29 protein-coding genes are annotated in these 26470 nt (G+C 59.5%); 11 read left to right on the top strand and 18 right to left on the bottom strand.

All coding sequences use genetic code 11. The features are described 5' to 3' along the window. The 9 genes from hisD to AOA62_RS08075 all read right to left on the bottom strand — a co-directional run bounded on the left by hisD (nt 1) and on the right by AOA62_RS08075 (nt 7003). A complete protein-coding gene (hisD, locus tag AOA62_RS08115; protein WP_099548393.1) occupies nt 1–1320 on the bottom strand; it encodes a histidinol dehydrogenase in 1320 nt (439 codons plus the stop codon). A 127-nt stretch (nt 1321–1447) separates the two neighbouring features. After that, on the bottom strand, nt 1448–2083 hold the full coding sequence (hisG, locus tag AOA62_RS08110) for an ATP phosphoribosyltransferase (RefSeq protein WP_003188599.1): 636 nt from the start codon (nt 2081–2083) through the stop codon (nt 1448–1450). 236 nt (nt 2084–2319) lie between these two features. Continuing rightward, nucleotides 2320–3585 (bottom strand): UDP-N-acetylglucosamine 1-carboxyvinyltransferase, encoded by a 1266-nt coding sequence (murA, locus tag AOA62_RS08105; RefSeq protein ID WP_017138227.1) that lies wholly within the window; start codon nt 3583–3585, stop codon nt 2320–2322. A gap of 23 nt (nt 3586–3608) precedes the next feature. After that, nucleotides 3609–3848, bottom strand: coding sequence for a BolA family protein (locus AOA62_RS08100; protein ID WP_017138228.1), 240 nt, complete (start codon nt 3846–3848; stop codon nt 3609–3611). A 114-nt stretch (nt 3849–3962) separates the two neighbouring features. After that, a complete protein-coding gene (locus AOA62_RS08095; protein ID WP_099548392.1) occupies nt 3963–4268 on the bottom strand; it encodes a lipid asymmetry maintenance protein MlaB in 306 nt (101 codons plus the stop codon). Beyond that, nucleotides 4265–4918, bottom strand: coding sequence for a phospholipid-binding protein MlaC (locus AOA62_RS08090; RefSeq protein WP_017138230.1), 654 nt, complete (start codon nt 4916–4918; stop codon nt 4265–4267). The genes AOA62_RS08095 and AOA62_RS08090 overlap by 4 nt, the downstream gene beginning before the upstream one ends. An 11-nt stretch (nt 4919–4929) precedes the next feature. Further along, complete coding sequence (gene mlaD, locus AOA62_RS08085; RefSeq protein ID WP_010170575.1) at nt 4930–5397, bottom strand: outer membrane lipid asymmetry maintenance protein MlaD; 468 nt, start codon at nt 5395–5397, stop codon at nt 4930–4932. Further along, nucleotides 5397–6194 carry a lipid asymmetry maintenance ABC transporter permease subunit MlaE gene (gene mlaE / locus AOA62_RS08080; RefSeq protein WP_017138231.1) on the bottom strand — a complete coding sequence of 266 codons (798 nt, stop codon included), beginning with the start codon at nt 6192–6194 and terminating at the stop codon, nt 5397–5399. Before mlaE ends, mlaD begins: the two co-directional genes overlap by 1 nt. Beyond that, nucleotides 6194–7003: an ATP-binding cassette domain-containing protein gene (locus tag AOA62_RS08075; protein WP_005784851.1), complete on the bottom strand. Its 810-nt coding sequence runs from the start codon at nt 7001–7003 to the stop codon at nt 6194–6196. Before AOA62_RS08075 ends, mlaE begins: the two co-directional genes overlap by 1 nt. A gap of 287 nt (nt 7004–7290) precedes the next feature. Here AOA62_RS08075 and AOA62_RS08070 point away from each other — a divergent pair, with 287 nt between their 5' ends. The 10 genes from AOA62_RS08070 (at nt 7291) to AOA62_RS08025 (ending at nt 14340) form a co-directional block, all read left to right on the top strand. Further along, a complete protein-coding gene (locus AOA62_RS08070) occupies nt 7291–8265 on the top strand; it encodes a KpsF/GutQ family sugar-phosphate isomerase (RefSeq protein WP_017138232.1) in 975 nt (324 codons plus the stop codon). Continuing rightward, the gene (locus AOA62_RS08065) at nt 8266–8790 is read left to right on the top strand and encodes an HAD family hydrolase (RefSeq protein ID WP_017138233.1); all 525 of its coding nucleotides are present in this window, start codon (nt 8266–8268) and stop codon (nt 8788–8790) included. It abuts the gene before it with no gap. Nucleotides 8791–8798: 8 nt separating this feature from the next. Further along, on the top strand, nt 8799–9371 hold the full coding sequence (gene lptC / locus AOA62_RS08060; RefSeq protein ID WP_017138234.1) for an LPS export ABC transporter periplasmic protein LptC: 573 nt from the start codon (nt 8799–8801) through the stop codon (nt 9369–9371). Continuing rightward, nucleotides 9358–9930 (top strand): lipopolysaccharide transport periplasmic protein LptA, encoded by a 573-nt coding sequence (gene lptA / locus AOA62_RS08055; RefSeq protein WP_099548390.1) that lies wholly within the window; start codon nt 9358–9360, stop codon nt 9928–9930. Before lptC ends, lptA begins: the two co-directional genes overlap by 14 nt. Beyond that, nucleotides 9930–10655 carry an LPS export ABC transporter ATP-binding protein gene (gene lptB / locus AOA62_RS08050; protein WP_016974288.1) on the top strand — a complete coding sequence of 242 codons (726 nt, stop codon included), beginning with the start codon at nt 9930–9932 and terminating at the stop codon, nt 10653–10655. Before lptA ends, lptB begins: the two co-directional genes overlap by 1 nt. A 184-nt stretch (nt 10656–10839) precedes the next feature. Further along, complete coding sequence (locus AOA62_RS08045; protein WP_017138236.1) at nt 10840–12333, top strand: RNA polymerase factor sigma-54; 1494 nt, start codon at nt 10840–10842, stop codon at nt 12331–12333. A gap of 75 nt (nt 12334–12408) precedes the next feature. After that, nucleotides 12409–12714: a ribosome-associated translation inhibitor RaiA gene (gene raiA / locus AOA62_RS08040; RefSeq protein ID WP_017138237.1), complete on the top strand. Its 306-nt coding sequence runs from the start codon at nt 12409–12411 to the stop codon at nt 12712–12714. A 12-nt stretch (nt 12715–12726) separates the two neighbouring features. Next, nucleotides 12727–13191, top strand: coding sequence for a PTS IIA-like nitrogen regulatory protein PtsN (ptsN, locus tag AOA62_RS08035; protein ID WP_017138238.1), 465 nt, complete (start codon nt 12727–12729; stop codon nt 13189–13191). A 2-nt stretch (nt 13192–13193) separates the two neighbouring features. Then, a complete protein-coding gene (gene rapZ / locus AOA62_RS08030; RefSeq protein ID WP_017138239.1) occupies nt 13194–14051 on the top strand; it encodes an RNase adapter RapZ in 858 nt (285 codons plus the stop codon). 16 nt (nt 14052–14067) lie between these two features. Continuing rightward, entirely contained in the window at nt 14068–14340 is a 273-nt protein-coding gene (locus tag AOA62_RS08025) for an HPr family phosphocarrier protein (protein WP_017138240.1), read from the top strand. Nucleotides 14341–14377: 37 nt separating this feature from the next. On the opposite strand, the gene AOA62_RS08020 is transcribed toward AOA62_RS08025, so the two are convergent. From AOA62_RS08020 to pmbA, 6 genes are all read right to left on the bottom strand, one after another. Next, nucleotides 14378–15271 (bottom strand): ZIP family metal transporter, encoded by an 894-nt coding sequence (locus AOA62_RS08020; protein WP_099548388.1) that lies wholly within the window; start codon nt 15269–15271, stop codon nt 14378–14380. Nucleotides 15272–15303: 32 nt separating this feature from the next. Beyond that, nucleotides 15304–15915 (bottom strand): superoxide dismutase, encoded by a 612-nt coding sequence (locus tag AOA62_RS08015; protein WP_017138242.1) that lies wholly within the window; start codon nt 15913–15915, stop codon nt 15304–15306. Between the two features lies 1 nt (nt 15916). Continuing rightward, nucleotides 15917–16345 carry a hypothetical protein gene (locus AOA62_RS08010; protein ID WP_017138243.1) on the bottom strand — a complete coding sequence of 143 codons (429 nt, stop codon included), beginning with the start codon at nt 16343–16345 and terminating at the stop codon, nt 15917–15919. A 27-nt stretch (nt 16346–16372) separates the two neighbouring features. After that, nucleotides 16373–17749 carry a lyase family protein gene (locus AOA62_RS08005; protein WP_099548386.1) on the bottom strand — a complete coding sequence of 459 codons (1377 nt, stop codon included), beginning with the start codon at nt 17747–17749 and terminating at the stop codon, nt 16373–16375. Then, nucleotides 17742–18137 (bottom strand): FagA protein, encoded by a 396-nt coding sequence (locus AOA62_RS08000; RefSeq protein WP_099548385.1) that lies wholly within the window; start codon nt 18135–18137, stop codon nt 17742–17744. Before AOA62_RS08000 ends, AOA62_RS08005 begins: the two co-directional genes overlap by 8 nt. 134 nt (nt 18138–18271) lie before the next feature. Next, a complete protein-coding gene (pmbA, locus tag AOA62_RS07995; protein ID WP_099548384.1) occupies nt 18272–19618 on the bottom strand; it encodes a metalloprotease PmbA in 1347 nt (448 codons plus the stop codon). Between the two features lie 108 nt (nt 19619–19726). Between pmbA and yjgA the strand changes: the two genes are divergently transcribed. Beyond that, the gene (yjgA, locus tag AOA62_RS07990; protein ID WP_017138246.1) at nt 19727–20248 is read left to right on the top strand and encodes a ribosome biogenesis factor YjgA; all 522 of its coding nucleotides are present in this window, start codon (nt 19727–19729) and stop codon (nt 20246–20248) included. A 45-nt stretch (nt 20249–20293) separates the two neighbouring features. On the opposite strand, the gene tldD is transcribed toward yjgA, so the two are convergent. The 3 genes from tldD to AOA62_RS07975 are packed head-to-tail and all read right to left on the bottom strand — an operon-like array spanning nt 20294 to nt 26465. Further along, complete coding sequence (tldD, locus tag AOA62_RS07985; protein WP_017138247.1) at nt 20294–21736, bottom strand: metalloprotease TldD; 1443 nt, start codon at nt 21734–21736, stop codon at nt 20294–20296. Nucleotides 21737–21752: 16 nt separating this feature from the next. Then, nucleotides 21753–22601 carry a carbon-nitrogen hydrolase family protein gene (locus tag AOA62_RS07980; protein ID WP_017138248.1) on the bottom strand — a complete coding sequence of 283 codons (849 nt, stop codon included), beginning with the start codon at nt 22599–22601 and terminating at the stop codon, nt 21753–21755. Between the two features lie 48 nt (nt 22602–22649). Further along, the gene (locus AOA62_RS07975) at nt 22650–26465 is read right to left on the bottom strand and encodes a YhdP family protein (RefSeq protein ID WP_099548382.1); all 3816 of its coding nucleotides are present in this window, start codon (nt 26463–26465) and stop codon (nt 22650–22652) included. Between the last annotated feature and the right edge of the window lie 5 nt (nt 26466–26470).

Genomic DNA, 26470 nt, shown 5'->3' with positions numbered 1-26470 from the left:
TCATTTCCCCTCTTCAAGGATGCGATATTCGGCGCTACACGCGTGAGCGCTCAGCGATTCACCACGGGCCAGCACCGAGGCAGTCTTGCCCAGTTCGGAGGCGCCTTGTGGCGAGCAGAAGATAATCGACGAGCGCTTCTGGAAGTCATACACCCCCAGCGGCGACGAGAACCGCGCGGTGCCGGATGTCGGCAGCACGTGGTTGGGGCCGGCGCAGTAGTCGCCCAGGGCTTCGCTGGTGTGACGGCCCATGAAGATCGCACCGGCGTGGCGGATCAACGGCAGCCAGGCCTGTGGGTCGGCTACGGACAACTCCAAGTGCTCTGGCGCAATGCGGTTGGCCACTTCGATGGCCTGTTCCATGTCACGCACCAGAATCAGCGCACCACGGCCATTGATCGACTTCTCGATGATCTCGGCGCGCTCCATGGTCGGCAGCAGCTTATTGATACTGGCGGCGACCTTGTCGAGGAACTCGGCGTCCGGGCTGACCAGAATCGCCTGGGCGTCTTCGTCGTGCTCGGCCTGGGAAAACAGGTCCATGGCGATCCAGTCCGGGTCGGTCTGGCCATCACACACCACGAGAATTTCCGAAGGGCCGGCGATCATGTCGATACCGACCTGGCCAAACACGTGGCGCTTGGCGGTGGCGACATAGATGTTGCCGGGGCCAACCACCTTGTCGACCTTCGGCACGCTTTCGGTGCCGTAGGCCAGGGCTGCAACGGCTTGCGCACCACCAATGGTGAACACGCGGTCGACGCCGGCGATGCAGGCAGCGGCCAGCACCAGCTCGTTGATTTCACCACGCGGGGTCGGCACCACCATGACCACTTCGGTCACGCCCGCCACTTTGGCCGGAATCGCGTTCATGAGTACCGATGACGGGTACGAGGCCTTACCGCCGGGCACGTACAGACCGGCGCGGTCCAGCGGCGTGACTTTTTGGCCCAGCACGGTGCCGTCGGCTTCGGTGTAGCTCCAGGAATCCTGTTTCTGTTTTTCGTGGTAGCTGCGCACCCGCGCCGCCGCCACTTCCAGGGCTTCGCGCTGGGGTGCAGTGATGCGTGTCAGCGCCAGCTCCAGGCGTTCACGGGGCAGGATCAGGTCGGCCATGGACTTCACGTCCAGGCCATCGAACTGACGGGTGAAATCCACCAGCGCCGCATCACCGCGCTCGCGCACGGCCTTGATAATGTCGAGCACTCGCTGGTTGACCGAGTCGTCAGACACGCTTTCCCAGCTCAGCAGATGATCCAGATGATGGGCGAAATCCGGGTCGGCAGCGTTGAGTCGGGCAATTGCAGTGGACGTGGTCATAGCGAGGGCCTCAATAGAATTGGCAAAAACTCAGGCGCCCTAAACTAGCAGTCATTTCCGCTTGGGCACCTGAGAATTCTGGCTATGAGGCGGATAGACGGGCGCGGCCTAAGGCCGCGCGGGTGAGTCAACCGCGGTGTCGAGACTCCACTGCCTTGCGCAGGGTGTCGATCAACGCCTGGATACGGGCATGTTGCATCTTCATCGAAGCTTTGTTGACGATCAGGCGGGAGCTGATGTCGGCAATGAAGTCCTGGGGTTCGAGACCGTTGGCGCGCAGGGTGTTGCCGGTGTCGACCACGTCGATGATCTTGTCAGCCAGGCCGATCAGCGGCGCCAGCTCCATCGAGCCGTAGAGCTTGATGATGTCGACCTGACGGCCTTGCTCGGCGTAGTAGCGCTTGGCGACGTTGACGAACTTGGTGGCCACACGCAGGCGGCCTTTAGGCTCGACGTCACCGACACGGCCGGCGGTCATCAGCTTGCACAGGGCAATACGCAGGTCCAACGGCTCGTACAGGCCCTGACCACCGTATTCCATCAGCACGTCTTTACCGGCCACACCGAGGTCGGCGGCGCCATGTTCAACGTAGGTCGGCACGTCGGTAGCCCGCACGATCAACAGGCGAACGTCGTCCTGGGTCGTGGGGATGATCAGCTTGCGGCTCTTGTCCGGATTCTCGGTTGGCACGATGCCCGCTTCAGCCAGAAGCGGCAAAGTGTCGTCAAGGATGCGGCCCTTGGACAGTGCGATGGTCAACATGGGAAACGTCAGTCCTTCATCAGGCTATTGCTGTCCGGTCGCAAACGGCGCCAGACACAGATCGAGGCCATTACAGCCTCGATTTGAAACAAATTCAGCTAACAGCAAACACAGACCTGTGGCGAGGGAGCTTGCTCCCGTTGGGTCGCGAAGCGGCCCCCAAGAACGGGACTGCTGCGCAGTCCAGCGGGAGCAAGCTCCCTCGCCACAGGTGACGGTGTTTACAGTTCCAGGAGCTAGCCCGGTACGCGGCGGATTTTAGCGCCGAGCATCTGCAGCTTTTCTTCGATGCACTCGTAACCACGGTCGATGTGGTAGATGCGGTCGATCAAGGTGTCGCCGTCGGCGCACAACGCCGAAATCACCAGGCTGGCCGAGGCACGCAGGTCGGTCGCCATCACTGGCGCGCCCTTGAGCTTGTCGATGCCGGTAACGATGGCGGTGTTGCCTTCGACCTGGATCTTGGCGCCCATGCGGTGCAGTTCATACACGTGCATGAAGCGGTTTTCGAAGATGGTCTCGATCACGGCGCCTGTGCCTTCGGCAATCGCGTTCAAGGAAATGAACTGCGCCTGCATGTCGGTCGGGAACGCCGGGTAAGGAGCCGTACGCACGTTTACGGCTTTTGGCCGCTTGCCGTGCATGTTCAGCTCGATCCAGTCTTCACCGGTAGTGATTTCAGCACCGGCTTCCTTGAGTTTTTCCAGCACGGCTTCCAGGATGGTCGGATCGGTGTCCTTGACCTTGACGCGGCCACCGGTAACGGCAGCGGCAACCAGGTAGGTGCCGGTCTCGATACGGTCCGGCATCACTTTGTAGGTGGCCGAGTGCAGACGCTTCACACCGTCGATAGTGATGGTGTCGGTGCCGGCGCCGGTGATGTTGGCACCCATGGCGATCAGGAAGTTGGCCAGGTCGACTACTTCAGGCTCGCGCGCTGCGTTTTGCAGCACACTGCGACCGTTCGCCAGGGCGGCAGCCATCATGATGTTCTCGGTACCGGTGACGCTGACGGTATCAAAGAAGAAGTTGGCACCGCGCAAACCGCCTTCCGGCGCCTTGGCCTTGATGTAGCCACCTTCTACGTCAATGACCGCGCCCATGGCTTCAAGGCCACGGATGTGCAGGTCGACAGGACGCGAACCAATCGCGCAACCGCCAGGCAGTGCTACTTCAGCTTCGCCAAAACGGGCAACCATCGGGCCCAGCACCAGGATCGAGGCACGCATGGTTTTCACCAGTTCGTACGGCGCGATCAGGGTCTTGATGGTGCGCGGGTCGATTTCGACAGACAGCTTCTCGTCGATCACCGGCTCAATACCCATGCGACCGAACAGCTCGATCATGGTGGTAATGTCGTGCAGGTGCGGCAGGTTGGCCACAGTTACCGGGCCATCGCACAGCAGGGTCGCTGCCAGGATCGGCAAGGCGGAGTTTTTTGCACCGGAAATGCGGATCTCGCCATCGAGGCGGGCACCACCGGTAATAATCAATTTATCCATAAGAATCTCGACGCCTTGGGGGCTCAGGTACGCTCGGCCCAGGCCGCGCGGCTGAAAAATTTCATAGTAACCGCGTGGATGCTGCCATCGGTGATCCACGGGTTCAAATGGGCATAGATCTGCTGTTGACGCTTGACCGGGCTCAATTTCGCCAGTTCATCGCTAATCACGTTCAGCTGGAAATTGCAGCCTTCGCCTTCAACTTCTACGATCGTTTCCGGCAGCTTTCCTTCAAGGAAGCTTTTAACTTCTAGGGCCTGCATGCTCAACCTCTATCGGCGCCCAGTGCGCACGGGTCGCACATCATACAAAAAAGCCCCGCGCCTGCGAACCCCGCATAGCAGGACTCTGACGGGGGGCTTCTTTAATAATGTGTATTAAGGATGCGCCAACAGTTCGGTAATACCGGAAACCTGAGCGATTTCACGCATGTCTTCGGGCATTGAGCGGATGCTGACCGGCTTCTTGGCGGCTTGCGCATCACGCATGAAGCACAGCAACAACGACAAGCCGACGCTGCTGGACTTGGTCACCGCCGAGCAATCAAGCACCAACGCAGGTGCGTTACTGCTGTTGATCAGCGCCTGCCCCTGCTTGCGCAGGTCAGGCCCGGTGCGGTAATCCAGCACGCCACTGAGGAACAACTCGCCGGCGTCACCCAGACGAACAGCCGACTCGGTCATTGCGCAGGCTTCCCGGCTTGTTTGTCGGTTTCTTCCTTGGCTTTGGCGACTTCACCGGCCCAACCATTGATGGTTTTGTCCAGGTTATTGCCATTACGCTGCATCGCATCAGCGAACTGATCGCGGAACAGCTTGCCGATGTTGATGCCGTTGATGATCACGTTGCGCAGTTTCCACTCGCCGTTGACCTTCTCCAGCGTGTACTGCACAGGGTAGATTGCGCCGTTGTTGCCTTTGACGCTCATGTTAACGCTGGTGCGATCACCCGACTCATCCCCAGCTGGGGCGACGGTAATACCTTGGTTGTTGTACTCCAGCAGGGCGTTGCCGTAGAACTGGAACAGGCCCTTCTTGAAGTTTTCCTGGAATGTTTGCATTTGCGCAGGGGTAGCCTTGCGCGAATACTTGACCGTCATGATGCTGCGGGAAATGCCTTCGGCATCGACCACCGGGCCCACAATGGTATTCAGTGCTTCGTAAAACCTGGTCGGGTCTTGCTTGTACTGCTCTTTGTTGGCAGTCAGGTCAGCCAACATCTTGTTGGTGGTGTCCTGCACCAGATCGTGCGCAGAACCGCCGGCAGCGGCATTAGCCATCAGCGGCAGCGCTGCCAGCAGCACCAGCAGGCCACGTCGCAAGGTAGAGATCATGAACAGGTTCCTCATTTGGCGTCTTTATTGACCGTATTGAGCAGGAATTTACCGATCAAGTCTTCAAGCACCAGCGACGACTGTGTGTCGTGGATTGTCGAACCATCCTTGAGCAGGGCTGTTTCCCCACCCACGCTGATGCCGATGTACTTCTCGCCCAGCAGCCCAGCAGTGAGGATAGATGCAGTGGAGTCAGTCGGCAGATTATCTACCTTCTTGTCGACTTGCATGGTCACCCGGCCAGTGAAGCTGTCGCGATCCAGATCGATTGCCGTGACCTTGCCGATGGTTACACCGGCCATGGTCACTTTAGCTCTGACCGTCAAACCAGCAATATTGTCGAAGTACGCGTAAAGCTTATAAGTATCGGCGGTGGGGCTGGCCGAAAGGCCGCTGACTCGCAGGGCGAGCAACAGTAAAGCCAGGATGCCAGCCAGCAAGAAAAGGCCGACACCGATTTCCACAGTGCGGTTTTGCATCAGAAATCTCCAAACATCAAGGCGGTCAAAATGAAGTCAAGGCCCAGTACCGCCAGCGAGGCGTACACAACGGTCTTGGTGGTGGCGCGACTGATCCCTTCTGAAGTGGGCTCACAGTCATAGCCTTGGAATACGGCGATCCAGGTCACTACAAAGGCGAAAACGATGCTTTTGATGATGCCATTGAGCACGTCGCCGCTGAAGGTCACGCTGTTTTGCATGTTGCCCCAGTAGGAGCCGTCATAGACGCCCAACCAGTCAACCGCCACCCACGAACCACCCCAGATGCCCACCACGCTGAAAATCATCGCCAGCAGCGGCAGGGATATGAAGCCGGCCCACAGGCGCGGGGCAACAATATATTTGAGCGGGTCCACGCCGATCATTTCCAGGCTGGACAACTGCTCGGTGGACTTCATGTTGCCGATTTCGGCGGTCAATGCAGAACCCGCACGGCCAGCGAACAGCAAAGCGGTGACCACCGGCCCCAGCTCACGCAGCAGCGTCAGGGCAACCATCTGCCCGACTGCCTGCTCCGAACCGTAGCTGGAGAGGATATTGAACCCCTGCAACGCCAGCACCATACCGATGAATATCCCGGACACCACGATGATGACCAGGGACATCACGCCCACCGAATGCAGCTGTCTCAACAACAGGCCAAAACCGCCGCCAATGCCGCCACGCCCGAGCAGCGCGTGAAACAGAAAAATTGTCGAACGCCCCAGGACCTCGACCAAGTCGATGCCGGAACGGCCGAAAAGGCGAACCTTCTCGAGTAAAGATGTCTTGCGCATCAGCGCTTCCCCAGAAGATCTGAGCGGTAGTCCGCTGCCGGAAAATGAAAAGGCACCGGGCCATCGGGATCGCCGGTCATGAATTGGCGAATGCGCGGGTTATCAGCGTTCATCAGTTCTTCAGGCGTACCCTGCCCCAGCACCTGGCCATCGCCGACCACATAAAGGTAGTCAGCAATGCTCGCGGTTTCGGCCAGGTCGTGGGAAACCACGATGCTGGTGATCCCCAACGCATCGTTGAGCAGCCGGATCAGGCGCACCAGCACGCCCATGGCGATCGGGTCCTGGCCTACGAACGGCTCGTCATACATAAGGATCTGCGGATCGAGAGCAATAGCCCGCGCCAGCGCAACTCGGCGCTTCATGCCACCGGACAACTCGTCGGGCATAAGGTCGATGGCACCGCGCAAGCCCACGGCTTGCAGTTTGAGCAGCACAATGTCACGAATCATTTCATCGGACAGCTGGGTATGCACCCGCAGCGGAAACGCTACGTTTTCGAAAACGTCGAGGTCGGTAAACAGGGCACCGCTCTGGAACAGCACGCCCATATGCTTGCGCGCATCGAACAGATCGCTGCGCGACAGGGTCGGCAGGTTCTGGCCGTTGACCCACACTTCGCCGGCGCTGGGCCGCAATTGCATGCCCATCAGGCGCAACAAAGTGGTCTTGCCGCAACCGGAAGGCCCCATGATGCCCGTGACTTTGCCGCGGGGAATGCGAATATCGACGTTATTGAAGATGCTGCGCGAACCGCGCTTGAAGGTAAGGCCCTTCAGCTCGACCGCGTAGGCGTTATCGGCACTCATCTAATCTCCTTGGGATGCAGCCTTTCACTCAGACACCATGCTTGCGACTTTCGTTTGCAACAGATGCACAAAAGTTAGCGGCATGGGGTGGGCCGACCGAACTGGCGGCGAACTATATCACTGCTGGTACAGAGCCCCCAAGGCCGGAACAGCGCTTGTTCAGATTCGGGACAGGGAAAACACGTGGCTGAGCATAAATCCCAGGCACCTGCAGAATAACTAGCGTGAGGGATTTGATCATTACCGCTATAATCGCCGACTTTTCGTCAGGCTATACGATTTCAGACATGAGCCAATCCAGCGACCTTATTCAATCCGCACAACGCACCATCCGCCTCGAGCTTGAAGCCGTAGAAGGTTTACTGGCCCATATCGACGCAGATTTCGTACGCGCCTGCGAGATGATTCTGGCCAGCACGGGCCGCGTTGTGGTGGTCGGCATGGGCAAATCCGGCCACGTCGGCAACAAGATCGCCGCCACCCTGGCCAGCACCGGGACCACGGCGTTTTTCGTGCACCCGGCCGAAGCCAGCCACGGTGACATGGGCATGATCACCAAGGATGACATTATCCTGGCGCTGTCGAACTCGGGCACCACCAACGAAATCGTGACCTTGCTGCCCTTGATCAAGCGCCTGGGCATCAAGATGATCAGCCTCACCGGCAACCCGGAATCCACGCTGGCCAAGGCTGCCGAAGTCAATTTGAACGTGCACGTGGCCCACGAAGCCTGCCCGCTTAACCTGGCACCGACCTCCTCCACCACCGCCGCCCTGGTCATGGGCGACGCCCTGGCCGTGGCGTTGCTGGAAGCTCGTGGCTTTACCGCTGAAGACTTCGCGTTTTCGCACCCGGGCGGCGCGCTGGGTCGTCGCCTGCTGCTCAAAGTGGAAAACGTCATGCACTCGGGGGATGAGCTGCCCCACGTGCAACGCGGCACCTTGCTCAAAGACGCGCTGATGGAAATGACCCGCAAGGGCCTGGGCATGACCGTAATCCTGGAAGCCGACGGGCGTCTGGCCGGAGTCTTCACCGACGGCGACCTGCGCCGCACCCTGGACCGCACCATCGATATCCACACCGCGACCATTGATGCGGTGATGACGCCCCACGGCAAGACCGCCCGCCCCGAGATGCTTGCAGCCGAAGCGCTGAAGATCATGGAAGACCATAAGATTGGCGCGCTGGTGGTGGTCAATAGTGACGACCGCCCGATCGGCGCCCTGAACATGCACGACTTGCTGCGTGCGGGAGTGATGTAAATGACCAGCGACCTGATGCAACGCGGCAAACACATCAAACTGGCGATTTTCGACGTGGACGGCGTGCTGACCGACGGCCGCCTGTACTTTCTCGAAGATGGCAGCGAATTCAAGACCTTTAACACCCTCGACGGCCAGGGCATCAAAATGTTGATGGCCGCCGGTGTGCAAACGGCAATTATCAGTGGTCGAAAGACACCGGTTGTGGAACGCCGCGCACAAAACCTGGGGATTCCTCACCTGTATCAAGGCCGTGAGGATAAACTGGTGGTTCTGGACGAGCTTCTTGGCCAACTCAACCTAAGCTATGAGCAGGTTGCGTACCTGGGTGATGATCTGCCTGACCTGCCGGTCATTCGCCGAGTGGGCCTGGGCATGGCCGTCGCCAATGCAGCGGCATTTGTTCGTGAACACGCCCATGGCATTACTGTCGCACGTGGCGGTGAAGGCGCTGCCCGCGAGTTCTGCGAATTGATCCTGCGTGCCCAAGGCAGTCTTGAAGCGGCCCACGCCGCCTACTTATAGAGCGTTTTATGCTGAGCAAAAAGATTCGCAACTTCCTGTTATTCGGGGTCATCGCCGCGCTGTTCCTGGCGGTGGGCTACTGGAATATCAGCCCGGAGCGCTTTCTCGACAAGCCTGTAGCACAGGTTGACGAGGGGCTGATCGACAATTTCGCCACCAATGCCTATACGGTGCAGTTCATGCCTGACGGCAAGGTCCAATACGAGATGACCTCCGATAAGGTGGAGCACGTCAAAGCCTCCGACGTCAGCTTGCTGACCAACCCGGACCTGAACCTGTTCCGCGGCACCGACTTTCCGTGGCACGTCACCAGCAAACGTGGCGAGGTCAATGCGGACGGCACCCAGGTTGAGTTGATCGACTCGGTACGCGTTGCGCGCACCGATGAACACAAGCGTGACACCATCATCACCAGCAGTCGCATGACCGTTTTCCCACAACAGCAATATGCGCAGACCGAGCAAGACGTTAGAATTGACGGCGCTGGCGGTGTATCGACTGGCAAGGGAATGAAAGCGTATTTGAAAGAAAGCAGGATACACCTGCTATCGAACGTAAGAGGACAGTATGAGGCTCGTTAAAACCCTCCCTATTTTGCTCGGTCTGGGCGCAGCACTGGGAAGCGTGAGCGCCTGGGCTCTGCCGAACGATAGCCAGCAACCGATCCATATCTCGGCTGACGATGCGCAGTTGGATGATAAACAAGGCGTCGCGACCTACACCGGTGGCGTGATCATCACCCAGGGCTCGATGAAGATTACCGGCAACACGGTAACGCTGACTCGCACCCCGGCTGGCGACATCGACGTAGTGACTTCGGTGGGCAACCTGGCTTACTTCGAACAGAAGCAGGCGGCTGCCGACCCAGCACCGATGAAAGGCTACGGCAAGACCATCCAGTATCACGCCCAGCAGAACCGCATTATCCTGATTGACCAGGCACGGGTTGTCAGTACTGACGGCAATACCACCGAAGGTGAAAAAATCACCTACGACACCGTCAAGCAGATCGCTACCGCCGGTCGCGCCAATGGCACAAAAATCGGCACACCGAAGCCGCGCATCGACATGGTTATCCAGCCGAAGCAGAAAGACGCTGCCGCCCCTGCGCCAAAACCCGCTGCGAAGAAGACGAACTGATGGCAACCCTGAAAGCCCAGCATCTGGCCAAAGCTTATAAAAGCCGTCAGGTCGTACGCGACGTCAGCCTGTCGATCGACAGCGGCCAGATCGTCGGCTTGCTCGGCCCCAACGGCGCCGGCAAGACCACCTGCTTCTATATGATTGTTGGCTTGGTCCAGGCGGATCAGGGCCGTGTATTGATTGACGACCTGGACGTAAGCCACCAGCCCATGCACGGTCGTGCACGCGCAGGTATCGGCTATCTTCCCCAGGAAGCATCGATCTTCCGCAAACTGTCGGTGTCCGACAACATCATGGCGATCCTCGAGACCCGCAAGGAACTCGACCGTGACGGCCGTCGCAAAGAGCTGGAAAGCCTGTTGCAGGAGTTCCATATCAACCACATCCGCGACAACCTCGGCATGAGCTTGTCCGGTGGCGAGCGTCGCCGTGTGGAAATCGCCCGTGCCCTGGCCACCGCGCCGAAGTTCATCCTGCTGGACGAACCTTTCGCCGGTGTTGACCCGATCTCGGTTGGCGATATCAAGCAGATCATCCATCACCTCAAGGCCAAGGGTATCGGTGTACTGATCACCGACCACAACGTGCGTGAGACCCTCGATATCTGCGAAACCGCCTATATCGTTAACGATGGGCAACTGATTGCAGAAGGTGACTCCGCCACTATCCTGGCCAATGAACTGGTGAAGGAAGTGTACCTGGGTCACGAGTTCCGCCTGTAAACACGGTGGTATCAGGCCATTGCCCGGGGCGCGTGCAAGTCAATAAAAACCTCAGTTTTTTTATTGTTACCGCGCTCTAGGCAAAGCCCCTGATATCAGGCATATAATTTGCTTATGTTTGGCGCTCACGCGCCCTGTCGTGGATGGCGCATTGCGCCGGCGAATAAGGTGTTAAGCCCCTGCCATGAAACCATCGCTAGTCCTGAGAATGGGCCAGCAGCTGACGATGACACCGCAGCTGCAACAGGCCATCCGCCTGCTCCAATTGTCGACCCTGGACCTGCAACAGGAAATCCAGGAGGCCCTGGAGTCCAATCCGATGCTCGAACGCCAGGAAGAAGGCGACGACTTCGACAATGCAGACCCGCTGGCCGACAACATCGAGCAAAAACCCAACCCCGACGTGCAGGAACCGTCCTATCAGGAAACCGCCCCTACGGTGGACAACCTTGAGGAAGGTGAATGGAACGAACGCATTCCCAACGAGCTTCCCGTGGACACCGCCTGGGAAGACGTCTACCAAACCAGCGCCAGCAGCCTGCCCAGCAATGACGACGACGAGTGGGACTTCACCACTCGCACGTCCGCCGGTGAGAGCCTGCAGAGCCACTTGCTGTGGCAACTGAACCTGGCGCCGATGTCCGATACCGATCGCCTGATCGCCGTAACCCTGATCGACTGCATCAACAATCAGGGCTACCTGGACGAAACGCTCGACGAGATTCTTGAAGCCTTCGACCCGGAACTGGACATCGAACTTGACGAAATCGAAGCCGTCCTGCATCGCATCCAACAGTTCGAGCCTGCCGGCATTGGCGCTCGCACCTTAAGCGAATGCCTGTTGCTGCAACTGCGCCAACTGCCGGCCAAGACCCCTTGGCTCGCCGAAGCCCAGCGCCTGGTCACCGACTACATCGACCTGCTGGGCAGCCGCGACTACAGCCAGTTGATGCGCCGCATGAAGCTCAAGGAAGACGACCTGCGGCAAGTCATCGAGCTGGTACAGAGCCTCAACCCGCGCCCCGGCTCGCAGATCGAGTCCAGCGAAGCCGAATATGTCGTGCCCGACGTGATCGTGCGCAAAGACAACGAACGCTGGCTGGTGGAGTTGAACCAGGAATCGGTGCCACGCCTGCGGGTCAACCCGCAATACGCAGGCTTTGTACGGCGCGCCGACACCAGCGCCGACAACACCTTCATGCGCAACCAGTTGCAGGAAGCGCGCTGGTTCATCAAGAGCCTGCAAAGCCGTAACGAAACCCTGATGAAAGTGGCCACCCAGATCGTCGAGCACCAGCGCGGCTTCCTGGAATATGGCGATGAGGCGATGAAGCCACTGGTTCTGCACGACATTGCCGAAGCGGTAGGTATGCATGAATCGACGATTTCACGGGTAACCACGCAGAAATTCATGCATACCCCACGGGGTATTTATGAGCTGAAATACTTTTTCTCCAGCCACGTCAGCACCTCCGAAGGCGGTGAATGCTCGTCCACGGCGATCCGCGCGATCATCAAAAAACTGGTTGCGGCGGAAAATCAGAAAAAGCCATTGAGTGACAGTAAGATCGCTGGTTTACTGGAGGCACAAGGCATTCAGGTCGCCCGTCGAACCGTCGCCAAGTACCGCGAGTCCCTCGGGATCGCGCCTTCCAGCGAGCGTAAGCGTTTGATGTGACGGGCGGGCCATAGCGTTCCAGTGGTGGGTATTCCTACCCACCGCTTTATGCACTGGCAACGAAGGAGAAGCTGTATGCAAGTCAACATCAGTGGACACCATGTAGAAGTCACCCCTCCATTGCGCGAATACGTCGAGCAGAAGCTGAAACGGCTTGAGGGTCATTTCGACAAAATCACCAATGTGCAAGTCATCATGAAGGTCGACAAGCTTCAGCAGAAAATTGAGGCGACTCTCCAGATACCCGGTGGCGAAGTAGTCGCCAATGCCGAGCATGAAGACATGTATGCATCAATTGATGCCTTGACTGACAAGCTTGACCGCCAACTTAAAAAGCATAAGGAAAAGCAGCAGAGCCTTCTTCAAGGCACAGGCCGCTAACACTCCCCACCCATGATCCGACTTGAAACTATCCTGACCCCCGGCCGTTCCCTTGTGAACGTGCCGGGCGGCAGCAAAAAGAAAGCCCTCGAACAAATTGCCAACCTGATCGCGCGCGAAGTGCCGGATCTGGAGATGCAGGATGTATTCGACGCGCTGATCGCCCGTGAAAAACTCGGCTCAACCGGTTTTGGCAACGGCATCGCCATTCCTCATTGCCGCCTCAAAGGCTGCGAGACACCCGTCAGCGCCTTGCTCCACCTCGAAGCCCCCATCGATTTCGACGCCATCGACGGCGCCCCGGTTGACCTGCTGTTCGTTCTGCTGGTCCCGCAAGCCGCCACCGATGCGCACCTGGAACTGCTTCGGCAGATAGCCAGCATGCTCGACCGCAAAGAAGTACGCGACAGACTGCGCAGTGCCAGCAGCAACGAGGCGCTTTATCAGGTTGTACTCGATGAGCAAAGCGGGCAGTAACCATGCGTTTGATCATCGTCAGCGGCCGCTCCGGCTCGGGTAAAAGCACCGCCCTCAATGTTCTTGAGGACAACGGTTTCTACTGCATCGACAACCTGCCGGCGGGCCTGCTGCCGGAATTGGCCGAACGCGCCCTGATCCACACTGAACTGCCGCAGCCACTGGTGGCCGTCTCGATTGACGCCCGCAACCTGCCCAGCCATCTCGAGCGCTTCCCGCAACTGCTCGAGGAAGTACGCGCCAAGCATATTCATTGCGATGTGCTGTACCTGGATGCCGACGAGGAAACGCTGCTCAAGCGTTTCTCCGAAACCCGTCGACGTCACCCCCTCAGCAGTCCGCATCGCTCCCTGGCAGAAGCCATAGAGGATGAGACCACGCTGCTGGGGCCGATCATTGACCTCGCGGATCTCAAGATCAACACCACGGACCTCAACCTGTATCAGTTGCGCGATGCCATCAAGCTGCGCCTGCTGAACCAGCCGGAACCAGGCACGGCCTTTCTGGTTGAGTCGTTCGGGTTCAAGCGCGGGATGCCGGTGGATGCCGACCTGGTGTTCGACGTGCGCTGCCTGCCCAACCCCTACTGGAAGCCGGAGCTGCGTGACCAGTCTGGTTTGGACCAGCCAGTAGCCGAGTACCTGGCTGCGCAACCGGATGTCGAGGAGATGTTCCAGGATATCTCCAGCTACCTGCTCAAATGGTTACCGCGCTTTGCTGCAAGTAATCGGGCTTATGTCACCATTGCCATCGGCTGCACCGGCGGCCACCACCGTTCCGTCTACCTGACCGAACGCCTGGGCCAGGTGCTGCAACAAACCCTCAAGAACGTCCAGGTTCGCCACCGCGACCTTAGCTGAAAGGAACACCCCCGCGATGCCCGCTCTGGAAATTGAAATCATCAACAAGTTGGGCCTGCACGCCCGCGCCTCGGCCAAATTTGTCGGCGTTGCCGGGCAGTTCCCTTGCCAGATCCGCGCCGGGCGCACGCCGGAATCGATGGTCGACGGCAAAAGCATCATGGCCATGATGATGCTGGCTGCGGGCAAGGGCACCAAGATTCACTTGAAGACGGAAGGCGAACAAGAGCAGGAAGCGATGGACGCCCTGGTTAAGTTGATCAATAACTACTTTGACGAGGGTGAGTAAACCCACCCTTTGAGACAGGTGTGAGGCTGCAATGGCCTCACCCTAATGCGGTATCCATCACCATCATCAAACAAAACCCGACGCACAACCCCAGGCTGGCAAGCTTTTCGTGACCGTTGCGGCGCGATTCCGGGATCACTTCGTGAGTCACCACCAGCAACATAGCCCCCGCCGCCAGCGCAAGCCCCAATGGCAACAGAACCTCAGCCAGGCTCACCAACCACGCACACAGCACGGCAAACACCGGCTCGACCAAGCCTGACGCGGCGCCGATCAAGAACGCCTTGACCCGCGACATGCCCGCGCCTGCCAACACCAGTGCAATCACCAAACCTTCCGGCACATCCTGCAAGGCAATGCCCATGGCCAGGCTGTCGGCGTCCGGCATGCCACCACCGGCAGAAACGCCCACTGCCATACCTTCCGGAATGTTGTGAGCAATGATGGCGAACACAAACAACCAGATACGCGGCGCAATCACGGGTTTATCCGACGTACCCACCAGCATTTCCGGGCTCGCACCGGAAACCTTGCGGTCTACCAGATACAGCCCGCACGCCCCCAGCATGATGCCGAAGCTGATCAAACCACTGGCACCCCAAGGCGAGAGCCCCAGGCCTTCGGCAGCCGCAATGCCCGGTACGATCAGCGAGAAAGCCGTCGCCGCCAACATTACCCCGGCACCAAAGCCCAGCAAGGTATCGCTCAGCGCTACCGGCATGCGGCGTATGACCAGCACGGGCACCGCGCCCAGTGCCGTGCCGAGCGCGCAGATAGCGCCGCCCTGCAAGGCGCGCAGGATACGCGGCTCAAGGTTTAGCCAGGCCAGCCCATGGGCCACCAACAATGCAGTCCCTGCCAACAGCAACAGCGAGCCAAACGCATAACGAAACATTCGCCCGCTGCTGATCGCCAGTGTTTCAGTGCCCATAGTCGGCCTTAGATCTTGTTATAGGTTAAATATCAGGCCAGGGCGGCCTGGTAGCGTGCGGCGACTTCCGGCCAGTTGATCACGCTATAAAAGGCGTTGATGTATTCCGGGCGACGGTTCTGATACAGCAGGTAATAGGCGTGCTCCCACACGTCCAGGCCCAGGATTGGCGTGTTGCCGCTCATCAACGGGCTGTCCTGATTGCCACTGCTTTCCACCACCAGCGTCTTTTGCGGGGTGACACTCAGCCATGCCCAGCCGCTGCCGAAGCGGGTCAAGGCGGCCTTGGTGAAGGCCTCTTTGAAACTGTCGAAGCCGCCCAAATGCTCGTCGATGGCTTTGCCCAGCGCGCCGTCAGGTTTACCGCCGCCCTTTGGCGACATCACCGCCCAGAACAACGAGTGGTTGGCGTGACCACCCCCTTGGTTGATCACGGCAGCACGCAGTTTTTCCGGCAGTTGCTGCACGCTGGACACCAACTTCTCTACCGGCCAACCCGCAAACTCCGTGCCTTCGACCGCTGCATTGAGGTTGTTGATGTAGGTTTGGTGATGCTTGGTGTAGTGAATTTCCATGGTTTGCGCATCAATATGCGGCTCCAGGGCGTCGTAGGCGTAAGGCAGGGCAGGCAAGGTGTAGGTCATATCAATGTGCTCCGTAGTGTGGAGTGATCGGTTGCGCCGCAGTACCGCCCAGCAGGCGATGGGTACGCGGGTATTCGCCGTGATCGCTGATGAAATTCAACAGTTCGACGTAGGTCTTGCTGCTCTGGCGCAACGCCGCCTCGCGCAATTGCGGGTTCAGACGCGGGTCCTGCATGGTCTGCAACAGCCGTTGGTGAATGGCGCACAGGTATTCCGCGCTTTCCTCCGGCTGGTTCAGGCGCAGGTGCAGGTCCGCCAGGTTGTGGTGGGAAATGACGCAAGCCGCCACTGCTTCGTCGGCATCCGCCCAACGCTCGAACAACACTTGCGCCAGGGCCAGGGCTTGCAAATAGGCCTCACGAGCGTCGACCAGCTCGCCCGCCATAAAACAGCGATTGGCCCGTTCGATCGTGCGTTTCCAGTGCTCCATGGTGCGCCTCCAAAGCAGGGTCGGTGATTACACGCCGCCGGCCGTGAGCTTTTCCGGGTCCAGCAGGATCTCCAGTTGGCTACGTGACAAGTCGGTGTGCTCAAGAGCGACATCGATCACCGGGCGGCCTTGCTGATAGGCCTTCTTGGCGATTTCAGCGGCCTTTTGGTAACCAATGATCGGGTTGAGTGCGGTGACCAGGATCGGGTTGCGCGACAGCGCTTCCTTAAGCTTGGCTTCGTTGACCTTGAAGCTGGCGATGGCTTTGTCGGCCAGCAGGAGGCTGGCATTGGCCAGCAATTCGAGGCTGCTAAGCAGGTTCTGGGCGATGATCGGCAGCATCACGTTCAGCTCGAAGTTGCCGGACTGACCCGCCACAGTGATCACCGTGTCATTGCCGATGACCTGGGCGGCAACCATGGCGGTGGCCTCCGGAATCACTGGATTGACCTTGCCCGGCATGATCGAGGAGCCTGGCTGCAAGCCTTCCAATTCGATTTCACCCAAGCCTGCGAGCGGGCCGGAGTTCATCCAGCGCAGGTCGTTGGCGATTTTCATCAGCGATACCGCAGTGGCTTTCAACTGGCCGGAAACGGCAACGGCGGTGTCCTGGGAGCCGATCAGCGCGAACAGGTTCTTGCCGGGGGTGAATTTCACCCCGCTAAGGATGCTCAGTTGCTGACTGAAACGCGCAGCAAATTCGGGGTGCGCATTGATCCCGGTACCAACCGCCGTGCCACCCTGTGCCAGCGCCTGCAAGCTCGGCAGCAAATCCTGCAAATGGCCGATATTGGCCTTGAGCTGTTGCGCCCAACCATTAAGCACCTGGCTCATGCGCACCGGCATGGCGTCCATCAGGTGCGTTCGGCCGGTCTTGATGAACGGGTGGACCTCTTCGCCCTTTTGCTCGATGACTTGCACCAAGTGCAGCAAGGCCGGCAGCGTTTGCTCATGCAGCACCAAGGCTGCGCTGACGTGGATGGTGGTTGGGATAATGTCGTTGCTGCTTTGGCCACAGTTCACATGATCATTGGGGTTAACCGCTTCACCCAGCAAACGGCTGGCCAAGGTCGCAATCACTTCGTTGGCATTCATGTTCGAGCTGGTGCCGGAGCCTGTCTGGAAAATATCCACCGGGAAGTGCGGCATGAAGTTGCCTTCGAGCAGGCCCTGGGCCGCGTCAACGATGGCCTTGCCCTGCCCTTCGCTGATTTGCTTGAGGTCGACATTGACCTTGGCGGCGGCGGCCTTGGCCAGGATCAGGGCGCGAATGAATTGCGCCGGCATGCGTTGATGACTGATCGGAAAATTGTTCACCGCGCGCTGGGTCTGCGCGCCATACAAAGCCTCGGCAGGCACTTGCAGCTCGCCCATGCTGTCGCGTTCGATACGGGTGTTACTCATCGTTTGATCCTTGCACCAGGTCAGAAACAGAAAGGGAAGGCAGCAATTCGCAGGTCGCCAATTGCCAGGCAAAGGTCTGCCAGCGCTTGAGGCGGCAGGCACAGTGGGAAAGTTTTTCCAGGTCGCGAAGTGGGCGCCAGGCCTGGTCCAGGCACATGGATCGCCAGTGCCAGGGCAAGGCGATGTCGCCCGCGGTGTCGATCAAAAGGCGGAATGACGTTTCGGCGATCGTCCACGGATGGGTCGCGGTGCAGCACGCCAGGTATCGCCCTTCGTTGAGGTAATGTTCGATCAGTCGCGGTTCATTGGGATCAAGGCCGCAGCGAATCTGACGACTCATCCAACGCCAACTTTCCAGGTACGGATCCTCATGCAGGACAGAACTCATGATCCACGCTCATTCGGTAATGATATTTATTATTAAATGATATTGAGAATCAAAACAAGAGCAGCAAATTGCAGCCATTAAAAAAGGCACGCCATCTTGAGGATGGCGTGCCTTTTTGATGAAGCGTCGCGCCGTTAACTGCCGGCGACGGTCATCCGCTCAATCAGCACCGAACCGGTGCGAATGTTGCTGCGCAGCTCCAGGTCATTACCCACTGCGACGATCTGCTTGAACATATCGCGCATGTTGCCGGCAATAGTCACTTCCTGGACGGCGAATTGAATCTCGCCTTTTTCTCCCCAGAACCCCGCCGCACCGCGTGAATAATCACCGGTCACCATGTTCAGGCCACTGCCCATCAGCTCGGTGACCAGCAGGCCTCGGCCCATACGACGCAACAGCGCTGCCTGGTCTTCATCGCCATGGGTGACGAACAGGTTGTGCACGCCACCGGCGTTCGCCGTGCTTGGCAGGCCCAGCTTGCGACCGGCGTAAGTGCCCAGCACGTAGGACACCAACTCGCCCTTTTCGACAAACGGTTTGGCATAGGTGGCCAGGCCATCACCATCGAATGAGGAACTGCCCATGGCACGCATCAGGTGCGGGCGCTCATCAATCGTCAGCCATTCAGGAAACAGTTTCTGGCCAATCGCGCCTTCAAGGAACGAAGATTTTCGGTACAGGTTGCCGCCGGAAATCGCGCCCAGGAAACTGCCGAACAAACCGCCAGCCAGCTCGGCCGAAAACAGCACCGGCACCTCGCACGTTGGTACCGGGCGTGCACCCAGGCGGCTCGCTGCACGTTGCGCCGCGCGCTGACCGATGCTGACTGGATCGGCGAGCAATTCGCCCTGGCGGCTCACGTCGTACCAGTAATCGCGCTGCATCTGGCCATTGGCTTCGGCGATCATCACGCAGCTCAAGCTATGGCGAGTGGAGGCATAACCACCGATAAAACCATGGCTGTTACCGTAGACACGGCAGCCTTGATGAGTGCTCAACGTGGTGCCATCAGCGTTCTTGATGCGGGCATCGGCATCAAACGCCGCTGCTTCGCAGATCAGTGCCTTTTCGATCGCTTGCTCGGGCGTGATGTCCCAGGCGTGAAACAGATCGAAATCCTTCAAGTCCTTGGCCATCAGCGCTTTGTCGGCCAGGCCCGAGCTTTCATCCTCGGAGGTGTGCTTGGCAATCGCCAGCGCCGCCGCCACGGTTTCACGAATTGCTTCCGGCCCACTGGCGGAAGTACTGGCCGAGCCTTTGCGCTGCCCGGCATACAACGTGATACCAAAACCCTGGTCGCGATTGAATTCAACAGTTTCTACTTCACGCTGGCGCACCGACGTCGACAGCCCCTGCTCCAGCGACACGGCTACTTCACAGGCGCTGGCCCCCTGGCGCTTGGCCTCGGCAAGGATCTGCTCGACTTGTTCCTGCAGTGCCGGTAACGCTTGCGGACCGACGCTTTGGGCTGCACTCATGGTTTTCTCCACTCAAATTCTGCTTTCGGTTAAGGCCATCGAGCGACCGGGCCGGACAAGCGGCCCCCGACTGGTTATCATGGCGGCGTTTCTTTGCGGACTGCCACCATGGTTGATTCTTACGACGACTCCCTCGATGGGGAGAAAAGCAAAACCCAGGTCAAACGCGAGCTGCATGCGCTGGTTGACCTCGGCGAGCGCCTTACAACGCTCAAGAAAGACTTGATTGCCAAATTGCCACTGACCGACGAAATGCGCCGGGCGCTTGCGGATGCTCCCAAGCACACCGCGAATATCGCGCGTAAACGGCACATCATGTTTATCGGCAAGCTGATGCGCGATCAGGACACTGATGCCATTCTGGCCTTGCTCGATCAAACCGATGCCTCCACTCGCCAGTACAACGAACGCTTCCATAACCTGGAGCGCTGGCGTGACCGCCTGATCTCGGGCGATGACGCGGTGCTGGAGAAATTCGTGCTGGACTACCCGGACGCGGACCGCCAGCAACTGCGCTCCCTGATCCGTCAGGCCCAGCACGAGCAGGCGCATAACAAGGCGCCGGCCACCAGCCGTAAAATCTTCAAATACATCCGTGAGCTGGACGAGACTCAACGCGGCCTGCGTTGACCCTCTTCCCCGGGTGGCGGTCTTCGCCACCCGAAGCTCCGGCCATTACGACCCCGTGCCACCCACGGTGATCGCATCGATTTTCAAGGTTGGCTGACCGACGCCGACTGGCACCGACTGCCCATCCTTACCGCAGGTGCCCACGCCGCTGTCCAGCGACAGGTCATTACCGACCATCGACACCTTGCTCATGGCTTCCGGCCCATTGCCAATCAACGTCGCCCCTTTGACCGGCGCGGTAATCTTGCCGTCTTCGATCAGGTACGCTTCGCTGGTGGAGAACACAAACTTGCCGCTGGTGATATCGACCTGGCCGCCGCCGAGGTTGGCGCAGTAGATCCCGCGTTTTACCGAGGCGATGATTTCCGCGGGGTCGCTTTCGCCACCGAGCATGTAGGTGTTGGTCATGCGCGGCATCGGCAGGTGCGCGTAAGACTCGCGACGGCCGTTACCGGTACGCGCCACACCCATGAGGCGGGCGTTGAGCTTGTCCTGCATATAGCCCTTGAGCACGCCGTTTTCAATCAGCGTGGTGCATTCGGTCGGCGTGCCTTCGTCGTCGACACTCAACGAGCCACGCCGGCCAGCCAGGGTGCCGTCATCGACAATGGTGCAGAGTTTGGATGCAACCATTTCGCCCATGCGCCCGCTGTAGGCCGAACTGCCTTTGCGGTTGAAGTCGCCTTCCAGGCCGTGGCCCACGGCTTCGTGCAACAGCACGCCAGACCAGCCCGAGCCCAACACCACCGGCAAGGTACCGGCCGGCGCCGGAATGGCTTCCAGGTTGACCAGCGCCTGACGCAGCGCTTCACGGGCGTAACCCATGGCGCGGTCTTCAGCGAGGAAATAACGGTAGTCGGTACGCCCGCCACCGCCGTGACCACCGCGCTCGCGGCGGCCGTTCTGCTCAACAATGACACTCACGTTGAAACGCACCAGCGGCCGCACGTCCGCCGCCAGCCCGCCGTCCGTGGACGCCACCAGAATGCGCTCCCACACGCCAGCCATGCTCACCGTTACTTGCTGAATACGCGGGTCGAGCGCACGAGTGGCCGCATCGATACGCTTGAGCAAATCGACCTTTTCCGCGCGGCTGATCACCTCCAGCGGGTTATCCGGCGCGTACAGCTGGGCCACGTCCTGAGTGCTGAAAGCCTGCACAGTGCCGTTCTGGCCGGCGCGGGAAATCGAGCGTGCCGCGCGCGCCGCCAGGCCGAGGGCTTCAAGGGTGATGGCGTTGCTGTAGGCAAAACCAGTCTTTTCACCGGATTGCGCGCGCACGCCTACGCCTTGGTCAAGGTTGAAACTGCCTTCCTTGACGATGCCGTCTTCGAGGGCCCACGACTCGGAAATCTGGCCCTGGAAATACAGGTCGGCCGCGTCGATGCCCGGCCCGGCCAGATCACCGAGCACGGTTTGCAAACTGTCGATGGTCACGCCACCGGGTGCCAGGAGGTGTTCACTGACTGAGGACAACAACTCGCTCATAGGTTTGGCCTTAAATTCATCGTTCTGAAGCAGGCCGCTGCGCGCCCTGCGAGAAAAAGCGCCGATGATTGACCACCGGCATGCGCGCCCGTATCGACGCTTGTTCACTGCTATCGCGTTCGGCCAACAACACCGCTTCGCCTTGATCCTGTTGTGTCAGCACACGCCCCCAAGGGTCGACAATGGCTGCGTGGCCAAAGGTTTCCCGTGGCCCCGGGTGCGCACCGCCTTGAGCGGCGGCCAATAAATAGCACTGGGTTTCGATGGCTCGCGCCCGAATCAGTACATCCCAATGTGCCGCGCCGGTCACCGCCGTAAAGGCCGAAGGCGCAGTAATCAACTCCGCCCCCGCCGCACGCAGCTCGCTGTACAGCTCGGGAAACCGCAAGTCGTAGCACACCGTCAGGCCCAAGCGCCCCACCGGCGTGTCCGCCACCACCACATTACTGCCGAAAGCATAGTCGTCGGATTCACGATAACGGCCCCTGGCATCTGCAACATCGACATCAAACAGGTGCAGTTTGTCGTAACGGGCAACGATTTCGCCCTGATCATCGATCAATAGCGAGCAAGCGTTGGACTTGGCGTGCGGTTGATCCTTGGGCGGCAACGGCAAAGTGCCGGCCACTATCCATAAGGTGAGGTCGCGGGCGGTCTGTTTCAACCAGGGCAGGATCGGGCCTTCGCCCAAGGCTTCGGCGCGACCGATATCGGCCACGTCGCGGCGACCCATGGCAGCGAAGTTCTCCGGCAGTACCGCAAGCTTCGCACCGCCTGCTGCCGCCTGCTCCAGCAAGCGCCGGGCCTGGGCCAGGTTGGCCAGCACATCGCTCTGGCTGACCATTTGAATTACCGCAAAGGGCATGGGCCGACACTCCATAATAGGCATGCGGCCATGCTACTCCACAGGCTCTCAGTTTGGCTTTTCAAATGGCTTGTCGAAGGTGATTTTTGGATCCTTCCACGGGCCTTGAACCTTGTATTGCACGCTGGCGAAGCGCGAAACACGGTCACCGATCAGCTTGTCGATCAGGAACAACGCGCCGCCAATGGCGGGCGCGCCGACAATCAGCGCGGCAATCGGCAGGTTGTTGGTCACCGGCAACGTGACCAGCAGCTTGGCGTCGACACGGTCAGCCACCAGGTCCAGGGTGCCATTGAGCTCGAGGTTGGTGGACGGGCCGGTCATGGTGATGGGTTCACGGGTGACGAACACCCCATCACTGGCGGCCAGCAAGCCTTTGACCCGGTCATAACTCAAGCCCTTGCCGAGCAGGTCCGAGAAGTCCAGGCGCAAACGGCGACCGATCGAATTGAAGTTGAGCAAACCAAACACCCGCAAGGCCTGGGCGCCACCTTCCACTTCGACAAACTGGCCTTTACGGAATGACGCATCCAGGCTACCGGAGAAACGCTTGGGGCCAACCCAGGCCGGCGAACCCGGCCAACGGCCATCCACATCCAGGTGGAAGTCTTCGCTGGTCACGGTCGGCGCAAAACCCCAGCCCTTGAGCACGTCGGCAATGTTCTTGCCGTCCAGGCGGCCCTTGTACCAGCTGCTGCTGGCGCCGGGCGCGCCTTCCCAACCGCCGGCACCATTAAGCTGCATGCCCTTGAGGCCGAGGTTGAGGTTGTTGAAGGCCAGGCCTTTGGCAGTCGGGCGGATCTTCAGCGACCAGGCGCCCACCAGGTCGGGGCCCTGGAACAGCTGGTTGATGGCGATATCCAGCGCGGGGATGTCCTTGGGGTCGATATCCGCCAACGGGTCCGGTGCGTTTTCGTCGGCCTGCGCGGTCGGGTCCACCGCCGGCAGCTTCACGTATTGCAGGTTGATCGCAATCGGCGCGCCCTTGGCGTCCGGCAGGTTGACCGTGCCCTTGGCCTGCTGGCTGTCGAGCTGCAAACCCCAGGCGGCAGGCTTGCGGTCCAGCTGAAGGTTGGCCTGATCAAGCTGGGTGCCAAAACCGATCAGTTTGCCCACTTTGAAATCGGCACCACTGAGCAACTGTTTGGCGCTGCCGCCTGGGTCGTTACCGGCGTAACGGTTGGCGAGTTTTTTCCATGGGTCAATATCCAGTTCCGACAGCACACCGCGAATACGCAAGCCTTTGGCTGCGGGCAACACAGCATTGCCGGCGCCAAGGAACAACTCCCCGCGCCCGTCATTGAATTTGTCCGGCGGCGAGGCAAAGGTAAAGCTCGCCAATTCGCCGTAGTCGAACCAGTAACGACGCTCGGCACCTTGCAACGTCATGCGGAACACACTGTCACGGCCTTGGCTGGCAGGCATGCCGAAGGGCGCCGGAAGGTCTACCGCCACGCCTTTCATAGTGGAACTGACCATCAGTTGGCTGTCGGCGCCGTCCAGTGTGAGTTGCAGCTGGTACGGAATATCACCGGACACTGGCAACGGCTGGCTGATTTTTAACCAATCGGTCAGGCGCTTGACCGTGACCTGGCCCTTGGCGGTGACGCGGGTACTGATGTTGCCTGGCTTGCCATCGGCAACAATTTGCGCGGTGATCGGTCGATCGAATGCCTGGGCCGAGATGTTCTGGCCACTCAAGCCCTTGCTGCTGTCGAAGCGGAAATCGCCCTTGAGCTGTGTCAGGTCCAAGGTCGGCTCCGCCAATTGCAGACGGGCTTTGTCGGTCTTGAAGTCCACCACGATCTTCGGCTCGGCGCCTTTGACCAGCGCAATGTCCAGGTCCAGATTGCCTTGCAGGTCGCCGTCGCCCTTCCAGCCGGCAAAGGTTGAACCCGTGCCTATCGGCGCGTCCTGAAGGATCTTCAAACCATCACCCAGGCCGCCCGCAAACCCACCGGTGATCAGCAGGTGGCTGTCTTTACCGGCCGGTGCGTGGGGAATATTGACGTAGACGTCCTTGACCTTGGTATCGAGCAATTGGCCCTTGCTGGCCAGGATGCGCACGCCGCTCTCCTCGACAAACACTTCGCCATTGACCTTGCTCACATGCGGCCAACCCGGCTGGAAGGCCAGTTCGGCGTCATGCACCTTGAAGAACAAGCTGATGTTGCGCGCAGCGGGCAGCGCGTCATGGTTGAGCGAACCTTGGTACTGGAAGAACCCTTGGTCCACGGCGCCTTTAAGAATTGCGGTGCGCAGCCATTCATCCAGGGACGGGCTCAACACGGCCGGCAAATACTTGGGCGTGAAACGACCATCGCCATCGACCATACCGACCCGCAGGTCCATGTAGTCTTCCTGGGCATGGTCGAAGTGCAGGCGAATCAGGAAGTCGGCAGCCACTTTGCCCTCCTCGCCCAGCACCTTGATGTAAGGGGCAATCAGGGTGAAGCCTTCTTTATCCAGCTTCCATGTCAGGCGCGCGTTGGCCTGGATGTACTGCCAGGGCTTGGCGAAGATCGGGTACAGGTGCAGGGAAAAATCCTTGCTGTCCATACGCAACTCACCTTGGCCCAAATCGCCACTGATACTCCCGGATACGTTCCGTGCGGCTGGCGCACCGAAGTACGCGTCAAAACCGATGCGTTCAAGGTTGGCGGCGAAGCTGAGTTTTTTATCGGTGGCGTCCTGCGGACGGAAATCCACCAACACATTGCGCAACACGCCCGTGGCCTTGAGGTGTTCGATGGTTTTGGCAAAACCTTCCGGCAATGGCGCCAAGGCATTCAACAGCGGGGTAACAGGGGTCAGGTCAAGGCGGTCAGCCTGAAGCTTCCAGGTTTCCTGGTCTTTGTCGGTGGCCACGCTTTGTTGCAGTTGCAGGTGTGATTCCCAGCGGGTATCGCCGATGTTCATCGCCAGTGAATCGAACAACACCTTAAGGCCACTGTCACTGCGTTGCAGGTAGGCGGTCAGGGCGAGGTTTTCGATATGCACAGGTTTGCGGTCGGCGTAACTGCCCTTTACTTGCGGTGAGTTGAGGCGCACCACGGCACTTTGGACGGTGCCTTTGCCCCAATTGAGCCAGAACTCGCCACCGGCTTTGAACTGAGTGAGCTTCCATTGCTGGGTCAGCCTGGCGGGAATCCATTTGGCCCAGTCACTTTGAGGCAGGCTCAGGTAGGCTTCGACTTCGCCCTCTTTCCATGCGCTTGCGCGAATACGGCTACGAAGGCTCAGCGCCAAAGGCTGGCCGTCCGGCAGGGTGAGGCGTGCATCCAGGCGTTGGCGGGTGTTGCCGGTATGCAGGCTCAGGCCCACATAGGTCAGGGTCAACGGCGCTTGCTCGAACGGCTGCAATGTCACCTGGCTGTCGAGCAACGACACGCGCTTGACCATCTGCATGCGCGTGAGCAACTGCTGCGGGTCCAACGGCTGGTCATCCTGCACCGGCAAACCTTGCAGCGCCCAGTGGCCGTCCTGGTCTTCCTTGACACTCAACTGCAGGCCGCTGACTTCCAGGTGGGCGATACGCACTTCGCGCGCCATCAGGCTGGCCCAGATATCCGGCACCACTTCAACCTGATCCAGGCGCAAGGCGCTGTTGCCTTCGCCGACCATCACGTCGTGGGCCAGCAATATCGGCGCGAAACCACTCCAGCGCCCTTCGAGGCTGCCGATGTGCAGGGGCATCTCCACCGCAGCCTGCGCCTTGGCTTCAACTTCGGCGCGGTACTCCGCCACCAGTGGGACCAACTCACGACCCAGGCTCACGTACACCGCCGCCAGTACCAGCAGCAAGGCGCACAGGCCCAGGCCCCAACGGGTCAAGGCGGCAAAAAAGCGTGTCAGACGCTCCATGTCAG

This window comes from Pseudomonas sp. 2995-3 (genome assembly GCF_002742565.1).
GTDB lineage: Bacteria > Pseudomonadota > Gammaproteobacteria > Pseudomonadales > Pseudomonadaceae > Aquipseudomonas > Aquipseudomonas edaphica.
This window is presented reverse-complemented; position numbering and strand designations above follow the sequence as displayed.

What these genes read in the sequence shown, in the direction of transcription:
- pmbA (WP_099548384.1), bottom strand. Translation starts at nt 19,618, where the DNA reads ATGAGTGCAGCCCAAAGCGTCGGTCCGCAAGCGTTACCGGCACTGCAG.
- lptB (WP_016974288.1), top strand. Translation starts at nt 9,930, where the DNA reads ATGGCAACCCTGAAAGCCCAGCATCTGGCCAAAGCTTATAAAAGCCGT.
- hisD (WP_099548393.1), bottom strand. Translation starts at nt 1,320, where the DNA reads ATGACCACGTCCACTGCAATTGCCCGACTCAACGCTGCCGACCCGGAT.
- lptA (WP_099548390.1), top strand. Translation starts at nt 9,358, where the DNA reads ATGAGGCTCGTTAAAACCCTCCCTATTTTGCTCGGTCTGGGCGCAGCA.
- AOA62_RS07980 (WP_017138248.1), bottom strand. Translation starts at nt 22,601, where the DNA reads ATGCCCTTTGCGGTAATTCAAATGGTCAGCCAGAGCGATGTGCTGGCC.
- AOA62_RS08015 (WP_017138242.1), bottom strand. Translation starts at nt 15,915, where the DNA reads ATGACCTACACCTTGCCTGCCCTGCCTTACGCCTACGACGCCCTGGAG.
- AOA62_RS07975 (WP_099548382.1), bottom strand. Translation starts at nt 26,465, where the DNA reads ATGGAGCGTCTGACACGCTTTTTTGCCGCCTTGACCCGTTGGGGCCTG.
- AOA62_RS08075 (WP_005784851.1), bottom strand. Translation starts at nt 7,003, where the DNA reads ATGAGTGCCGATAACGCCTACGCGGTCGAGCTGAAGGGCCTTACCTTC.
- AOA62_RS08025 (WP_017138240.1), top strand. Translation starts at nt 14,068, where the DNA reads ATGCCCGCTCTGGAAATTGAAATCATCAACAAGTTGGGCCTGCACGCC.
- yjgA (WP_017138246.1), top strand. Translation starts at nt 19,727, where the DNA reads ATGGTTGATTCTTACGACGACTCCCTCGATGGGGAGAAAAGCAAAACC.
- murA (WP_017138227.1), bottom strand. Translation starts at nt 3,585, where the DNA reads ATGGATAAATTGATTATTACCGGTGGTGCCCGCCTCGATGGCGAGATC.
- tldD (WP_017138247.1), bottom strand. Translation starts at nt 21,736, where the DNA reads ATGAGCGAGTTGTTGTCCTCAGTCAGTGAACACCTCCTGGCACCCGGT.
- AOA62_RS08070 (WP_017138232.1), top strand. Translation starts at nt 7,291, where the DNA reads ATGAGCCAATCCAGCGACCTTATTCAATCCGCACAACGCACCATCCGC.
- AOA62_RS08045 (WP_017138236.1), top strand. Translation starts at nt 10,840, where the DNA reads ATGAAACCATCGCTAGTCCTGAGAATGGGCCAGCAGCTGACGATGACA.
- ptsN (WP_017138238.1), top strand. Translation starts at nt 12,727, where the DNA reads ATGATCCGACTTGAAACTATCCTGACCCCCGGCCGTTCCCTTGTGAAC.
- rapZ (WP_017138239.1), top strand. Translation starts at nt 13,194, where the DNA reads ATGCGTTTGATCATCGTCAGCGGCCGCTCCGGCTCGGGTAAAAGCACC.
- AOA62_RS08000 (WP_099548385.1), bottom strand. Translation starts at nt 18,137, where the DNA reads ATGAGTTCTGTCCTGCATGAGGATCCGTACCTGGAAAGTTGGCGTTGG.
- AOA62_RS08100 (WP_017138228.1), bottom strand. Translation starts at nt 3,848, where the DNA reads ATGCAGGCCCTAGAAGTTAAAAGCTTCCTTGAAGGAAAGCTGCCGGAA.
- AOA62_RS08090 (WP_017138230.1), bottom strand. Translation starts at nt 4,918, where the DNA reads ATGATCTCTACCTTGCGACGTGGCCTGCTGGTGCTGCTGGCAGCGCTG.
- AOA62_RS08010 (WP_017138243.1), bottom strand. Translation starts at nt 16,345, where the DNA reads ATGGAGCACTGGAAACGCACGATCGAACGGGCCAATCGCTGTTTTATG.
- lptC (WP_017138234.1), top strand. Translation starts at nt 8,799, where the DNA reads ATGCTGAGCAAAAAGATTCGCAACTTCCTGTTATTCGGGGTCATCGCC.
- hisG (WP_003188599.1), bottom strand. Translation starts at nt 2,083, where the DNA reads ATGTTGACCATCGCACTGTCCAAGGGCCGCATCCTTGACGACACTTTG.
- mlaD (WP_010170575.1), bottom strand. Translation starts at nt 5,397, where the DNA reads ATGCAAAACCGCACTGTGGAAATCGGTGTCGGCCTTTTCTTGCTGGCT.
- mlaE (WP_017138231.1), bottom strand. Translation starts at nt 6,194, where the DNA reads ATGCGCAAGACATCTTTACTCGAGAAGGTTCGCCTTTTCGGCCGTTCC.
- AOA62_RS08065 (WP_017138233.1), top strand. Translation starts at nt 8,266, where the DNA reads ATGACCAGCGACCTGATGCAACGCGGCAAACACATCAAACTGGCGATT.
- raiA (WP_017138237.1), top strand. Translation starts at nt 12,409, where the DNA reads ATGCAAGTCAACATCAGTGGACACCATGTAGAAGTCACCCCTCCATTG.
- AOA62_RS08020 (WP_099548388.1), bottom strand. Translation starts at nt 15,271, where the DNA reads ATGGGCACTGAAACACTGGCGATCAGCAGCGGGCGAATGTTTCGTTAT.
- AOA62_RS08005 (WP_099548386.1), bottom strand. Translation starts at nt 17,749, where the DNA reads ATGAGTAACACCCGTATCGAACGCGACAGCATGGGCGAGCTGCAAGTG.
- AOA62_RS08095 (WP_099548392.1), bottom strand. Translation starts at nt 4,268, where the DNA reads ATGACCGAGTCGGCTGTTCGTCTGGGTGACGCCGGCGAGTTGTTCCTC.